Here is a 6,076-nt window from a genome sequence, read left to right as displayed (position 1 = left end):
CAATTCCTCAAAACGCTCAAAACTTTATAAAACAGCATTTCCCAAATGTTGAAGTAACTTATATAGAAAGAGATTGGGACGATATTGAAGTTTATTTGGCTAACGGAACTCAAATAGACTTTTTCCCAAACGGCGATTGGAAAGAGGTTAAAACCTATACGAATATGCCCGATTCGATTTTGCCTCAAAATGTTATGGCTACGGTTAAAAGAACTTATCCTCAAGCGGCTATAATAAAGATAGAAAAACAATTCACGATTTTTGAAGTGAAGCTAAACAATATGATGGAACTTTATATTGACAATAACGGAACTTTAATAGGGCAGAAATTTGACGATTGAAATTTAACTATTTTATTTATCATTTTATTTTATCATAATAAAGGTGAGGTTTTACAGCCTTGCCTTTTTATATTTTTATAATATATAAAATTTTTCAAGAAAAGCGTTATTTATACCGATAAATTATTATAATATCATTTAAAATTTACAAGTTTTGAGAAGGCGCTTTATGAATAACGATAAAAAGCAGAAAATAATTAAAACTATTTTAAGTTTGATAATATCTTTTTTAATAATCTTTATAATCGCAATGTTCGCAAGAGCGGCAAGCAACACGATATTGCCTTCCAATAATAGAGTGACGATTTTTATAAACGATTATCTCGATATGATGATGCAAATGATGGATAAAGCGGCGATTAATCTAAATATAAAAAGAAATACCGTATCCGAATATCAGGTTAATTTAATAAGCCAGTCGATTTCCGATTATGTCGGTTATAGCATGTATCAAACGGCAGATATTGTAAAAAACTATAATCCTAATAAAAATTATTTTCAAAACGAATTTGAAAAATATAAAAACGATTATTATAAAATGACGGTTGAAAATCCTTATTTAAGAGGAATGACGGTTTTTGGAACGGACGGTAAAATGCGTCTTAATCTATATTTGGCTAAAAATAAATCTTGGCCCCTCGAATTGAACGATAACTTAATTAAAGAGATAATTAAAAAAGGCTCTTTGGTTTTAAATGCCACGAACGAAAATACTTTTTATATAATGGAATATATAAAAAATAATTTCGGCGAGATGATAGTGGCGACGAGAAACGATTATTCTTATGTATCGGATATTGCGATGTATTATCAAGTCGCCGATAAGAGACTCTATGTAAGCGATTCGAGAAATTTAATTTATAATGTGAGGGAATCTATCGGAGACAATACGATAGAAAAAGTTTCGAGCGTTATAAACAGATTCGCATATTATAAGAGACAGCCGAGTTTTATCGTAAACGATTCGCTTTCCGTTTCTATGATAGGCAAAGAATATCCTAATTATTTCGAGCTTATAGTTTTGGCTTTAACTGCGCTTTTAATATTATTATTTCAATTGGCATTAAACGGTATAGTTCGTTTCTTCAAATATATTATGCAAATTAAAAGCAATAAAGATTATATGAAGAGTTTGCAAAGCGTAAAAAATGACGAAGAAGAATTACTTGACTATATAGACGAAAATATAATAAACTCCGAGTTGCCAAAATCAGATGCCATAGAGGATATGCCGCCAGTAGTTGAAAAAGTTTATTATAAAATACCCGAAGAATATAAAGAGCTTAATAAAAAAGAAAAATTTAATATTAAAAAAGGAATATTAAATATGGTTTCAAATATAAAAAGTGAAATTAATAAAAAAGATTCTGAAATCGAAGAAAAAATAGAAAATGGCAATGAGGATAAGGTAGTAGTTGAAGAAAAAATGGAGAATAAAAAAGAAGAAAATAATATTGAAATTTTAATTCAAAACGAAGATATGGAAGATAATTTTAACAATATAAATCTTATAAATAATATTAATCTAATACAAGAAAACGAACCGAATGAAATAATAGAAGATATTAAAATCGATATGGAAGAGATAAACAAAGAAACCGAAATAAAAGAAAATATTAAAGGTATTATTGAAGAAAGCGTTACGGAAGATATTCTAACGGAAGAAATAGATAATAGTATGGAAGAAATTGCTAATAATATTTCGTATCAAGAAGAAAATTTTGAAGAATTAATTAACGAAAAAAATGAAAACGATATTAGAGAAACGGATATAAAAATAAACGAAGAGATATTGGAAAATGTAAATAAAGATATTCTCGATTCGTATAATAATGTTTTAACAAATTCTGCAAATACGGAAAAAGGATTTAGTAAAGAAATTATTAATAACAATGATGAAAAATTGAATACGGATTTAAATAAATATAATGCGGACGATGTATTCGCCGCTTTCGATAAAATGCTCGCTTCCATAATAAGTAAGGCGGAAGAGAACGCTAAAACTATAATGAGGAAGTGATTAGGAATTTTATGTTTAATAAAAATAATAATATTTATATACATATAGCTATTTTATTAAACGCCATAATAATAGCTCTATTTATCGCTTTTGTATTCGGATTAAAAAAAGACGCTTTCGATGTCGACACGAAAAAATTGGACAGAAGCGCCTTAATTTGTCAAAACAGTATTCTTAATATAGTGGGAGAATACGATAAAAGAATCAATAAAATATTGGAAAGTTATCCGTTCGCCGATTTTTTGCAAAGAGTAGTTATAAACGGAATCGACACTTCGGAAAGAGATAGAATAATATCAATATTTAGAAGCGGAAATTACGCGTTCGATACGGTGGCTTTATATTTGTCGGACGGTAAAACGGTTATTTCTTCTCCCGATAAAAGCAAAATCGTTAATATTGATAATTATAGAAATTCAAATTCTTTGGCTTATTTTGACGAAGATTATGACGGAGTTTATTTCATTAAATCTATTACAAACGAAAACGGAATAAGAATCGGTTATATTGTAGCAAGCGTATTTAAAAAGATTTTTGAAAACACTTCTTACAATTTGAATTTTGTAGTTTTGCCGAACGGAGTCGTTTATTATAATCCAGCGATAGATATAAACAGCGTATCTCGAGACACTTTAACTCGATATATGGAGCAATCGGATTCAAAAACTATTAATATAGACAATTCTTCTTATTTGTTATATTCGGGCAGAGTTAAAGAAATAGAAAATTTTTCAATAGGAATTTTGGAGCTTAATGTTCCGATTGTTCAAAAATATTTAAAATATGTTTTGCTTTTAATTTTATCATCGTCTTTTATATTTTTGATAATTTCGGTTTTATACGATAGAAATAAATTGATTAAGGAAAGTCAAATCGATATAGACGATTATGACGATTCGGAAAAAGACTATAATATAAACAGCGTTAATGTTAATACGGACGAAGATAGCAAAAAAGATTTTGAACTTTTAAGCGAAGACGATATTAATTATTTGAACGACATAAATCTTGAAGATATTTTTAACGAAGATAATGAAGAAAAAAATAATGATGAAAACGATACTAAAAATAACGAAGACGAAAAAGATAAAGAATATAATGAAGCTAAAGAAAATAAAGAAGAAAAATTAAGTTTAGACGATTTGGACAATTTAGATTTTTCCGAAGAAGACGACAACAAAATTGAAAATAAAGAAAACGAAAAAGAAGATAATGAAAATAATATAACTAATAGAAATAACGAAGAAAATTCTGAAAATTCTAACGATACAAGTTTGGACGATTTGGAAGAATTATATAACAGTTTGGAAGAGCTTGAAAAATTGGACGAAAAAGAAGACGATATTATAGAAAGCATAGACGATATGGAAAATATTATAAAAGACGAAGAAGATATTTTGATTAGTCATGGTTCTATTATCGAAGAGGAAATAACGCGGAAGGAAGACGAATATTTTTCTTCGAGCGATGCTTTCAATATTTCGCTTAATAAAGATTTCTTGCTCGGAGACGAAATGGATTTAGATTCCATAACTGGAGATTACGAAGGCGAGATTGTTAAGAAAGCGGACGAAAGCGACACTTTTGATAAGGAAGATTTAATAGACGAAGAATTATACAATCCCGAAGAAGTTCCTAAAGTTCCAGATGTTTATTATAAAGAGGCGGAAGAAAAGGTTAGAGAAAATATGACGGCTTATTGGAAGAATATATTAAAATCGATAAGAGGCAAAAAATTTGTAAATAAAAGTATGAACGAAATTTTGGATTGGATAAAAGAAGAATCTGGACTCGATATAACAAATTGCGCGATGCTCAATAGAGACGAAGACGGAATTTATAGAGTTTCCGAATCTCAAAATCTATCCGAAGAAACTAAAGAATTATTAAAAATAGACGAAAACGAAGGATTATTCAAAAAGATACTTTCAAATAATCGCACTTTATATGTGTCCGACCCGTTTTCATCCGATTCGTTGAAAGATAAATTCGATATTAAAGATAGAGAAAATATTTATCATATGATTTTTATTCCGATTCAAAACGAAGAAGGAGAATTGAAATCGTTTTTTATAGGACTTTCTACAAATTAAAATTAAATTAAAATCAGAGGTTGATTATCGATGGAATATGTTATTGTGGTTTTGGCTTTTATTTCGATTGGTTTTATAGTTAGTTTAGTATTTTATAATATTCTTCAGTTGAAAGTTTTCGGCGGATTTGTAATGATGTTTATAATAGCGACAGCGGGAGCTTTACTCGGTTCTTATTATATTCCAAGAATCAATACTATAATAGAATATATAAGAATAAATTTATCTTCGGCAATTTTGGGTTCTATAATTTTGGTAATATTGCTTTATTTATTCACTCCAAAATCTTTAAAGTAAAACAAAATAAAAGTAAGAGCGTTTATGTTTATAAAAGATTCTATAGATATTGTTAAACCTTCCGTTAAAGACGATAAAGCTATAGAAAATATAAGAAAAGCGGCGTTAATAGCTCAAAATGCAATAGATTTGGCTTTTTCTTTTTGCAAATCTGGGACAAGAGCGTCAAAAATAGATAAAGAAGTAGAAAAATATATTAAATCTCAAAACGGTTATCCCGCTAATCTTGAAGTTTCTGGATACGGTTTTGCTACAAGCGTATCTATTGGAAACGAAATAGCGCATGGAATTCCGTCTAAAAAAAAAATACTCGCTCATGGCAAACCCGTCTGTATAGATATAGGAGTCAAATATAACGGATATTACGCCGACTGCGCAAGAACGATTGTAGTAAAAGGAAATTTAGGCTCGGTTAATAAAGAAGTTTATAGATTAATTTCGGCATGCAAAGAATCATTGGAATACGGAATATTTAAATTGAAACCAAAAGCGTTATTAAGCGAATACGGAAAGAATGTGGAAAAAAAAGTTAATGAATACGGATACAATATAGTAAAATCGTTGACGGGGCATGGAGTTGGCTACGAATATCATGAAGCGCCCTACATTTTTAATTTTTATCATCCGAATAACGATATTGTCCTCGAACCAAATATGGTTCTGGCTTTGGAGCTTATGATTACAAACGGTTCTAATAAATATTCTATAGAAAAAGACGGATGGACTCTTTCCACTGACGATAATTCTTTAGCAGTTCATTTCGAGCATACGGTTTTGATAACTAATGACGGCGCGGAAATATTGGGGTTGGATAAATAATTATACTTTTATATAAGAGCCTTCTTTTGCAAAAGCGAGTTGTAAATCTATATTTTCTTTTTTTAAGAAAGCGAGCAATTTGCTATAAATTAATTTGATTTGCGAATCTGTTCTATCTTGATTGTGATGATGAAGTATAACATAAGGAACTCCCGCGTCGAGTCCAACTTGAATCGCATCGTTCAAAGTGGAATGTCCCCAGCCTACATGCCCGTTATAATATTCGCTTTTAGTATATTCGCCCTCTATTATCAAAACATCAGCTCCTCTCACATAATCTATTAGTCTCGCATGAAGCAAATCGGCGTTATGATTATAATGTTCCAAAGAAGGATGTTGTTCATGCAGTCGTTTTTTATAAGGTTCATGGTCCGTTAAATAAACTACGGTTTTACCCGCGGAAGTTATTTTGTAAGATAAAGTATGGCATGGATGATTAACCCATATTCCTTCTATGAGCATATTTCCGAAAGTAATTTTTTTCCCTTCGTAAAAAGCCTCAAATT

Annotated in this window: 6 protein-coding genes; 5 read left to right on the top strand and 1 reads right to left on the bottom strand. The window is 29.8% G+C overall.

Annotated features, from left to right (window positions below; all coding sequences use genetic code 11):
• The 5 genes from EZH24_RS06015 to map all read left to right on the top strand — a co-directional run.
• The coding region (locus tag EZH24_RS06015; RefSeq protein ID WP_170310841.1) for a PepSY-like domain-containing protein at window positions 1–341 on the top strand (341 nt) is incomplete at its 5' end.
• A gap of 169 nt (window positions 342–510) precedes the next feature.
• A complete protein-coding gene (locus EZH24_RS06010; protein WP_137998233.1) occupies window positions 511–2,361 on the top strand; it encodes a ring-infected erythrocyte surface antigen domain-containing protein in 1,851 nt (616 codons plus the stop codon).
• 11 nt (window positions 2,362–2,372) lie between these two features.
• On the top strand, window positions 2,373–4,454 hold the full coding sequence (locus tag EZH24_RS06005; RefSeq protein WP_137998232.1) for a hypothetical protein: 2,082 nt from the start codon (window positions 2,373–2,375) through the stop codon (window positions 4,452–4,454).
• A 30-nt stretch (window positions 4,455–4,484) separates the two neighbouring features.
• Complete coding sequence (locus tag EZH24_RS06000) at window positions 4,485–4,751, top strand: hypothetical protein (RefSeq protein WP_137998231.1); 267 nt, start codon at window positions 4,485–4,487, stop codon at window positions 4,749–4,751.
• Between the two features lie 24 nt (window positions 4,752–4,775).
• Window positions 4,776–5,570 (top strand): type I methionyl aminopeptidase, encoded by a 795-nt coding sequence (gene map, locus EZH24_RS05995; RefSeq protein WP_137998230.1) that lies wholly within the window; start codon window positions 4,776–4,778, stop codon window positions 5,568–5,570.
• On the opposite strand, the gene EZH24_RS05990 is transcribed toward map, so the two are convergent.
• The coding region (locus EZH24_RS05990) for an MBL fold metallo-hydrolase (protein ID WP_236847090.1) at window positions 5,571–6,076 on the bottom strand (506 nt) is incomplete at its 5' end.

This window comes from Brachyspira catarrhinii, assembly GCF_005518285.1.
Taxonomy (GTDB): domain Bacteria; phylum Spirochaetota; class Brachyspiria; order Brachyspirales; family Brachyspiraceae; genus Brachyspira; species Brachyspira catarrhinii.
The sequence above is the reverse complement of the archived record's forward strand: the minus strand, read 5'-3'. Positions and strand labels throughout refer to the sequence as shown.